Annotated in this window: 1 protein-coding gene and 1 pseudogene; both read right to left on the bottom strand. The window is 45.3% G+C overall.

Annotated features, from left to right (window positions below):
- Positions 1–389 (bottom strand): RseA family anti-sigma factor (locus tag EAG18_RS22085; RefSeq protein WP_275557374.1); only part of this gene is annotated, 389 nt, incomplete at its 3' end.
- Positions 390–391: 2 nt separating this feature from the next.
- Positions 392–477 (bottom strand): annotated as a pseudogene (locus EAG18_RS22080) (RNA polymerase sigma factor RpoE); the annotation flags it as partial.

Here is a 477-nt window from a genome sequence, read left to right as displayed (position 1 = left end):
GTATCATTAACCGGCTGCGCTGGATCACTACTCATGGTGTTAACGCCTAATATGGCGAATAACGAAACGCTCGCAGCAATGGCAACTTGGGCAAAAGGCTTACGCCAAGCGCTTAATTCAACTACATTACTTTTTGTTGCAGGCGTTTCTTGCTGTGGTACTGAAACACTATGCGCTGCTTCATTCTCCAGCGCGATTGCAAAGCTTTTTGTTATATCAATACAAGGTGCTTCTTGTTTGTCGCTGCGCATTACATCGCCAATTAGCGCGTACCGTGCAAATTTTTGCTCATCTAGGCGAGCTTCCGATCCCGCATTGAGTGGCAGCTCACCGTCAAAAATTTCCGATGTTGTTAGCTCTTCAGCCACTTTATTTTCAGCTTGTGCCATATTTAAGACTCACCTATTAATGGGTTCAAATTGTTATCTATCGCTTCCCTTGCGCGAAAAATTCTAGAACGGACAGTCCCAACTGGGC

The organism is Pseudoalteromonas sp. J010, from assembly GCF_003934235.1.
GTDB classification, from domain to species: domain Bacteria; phylum Pseudomonadota; class Gammaproteobacteria; order Enterobacterales; family Alteromonadaceae; genus Pseudoalteromonas; species Pseudoalteromonas peptidolytica.
This window is presented reverse-complemented; position numbering and strand designations above follow the sequence as displayed.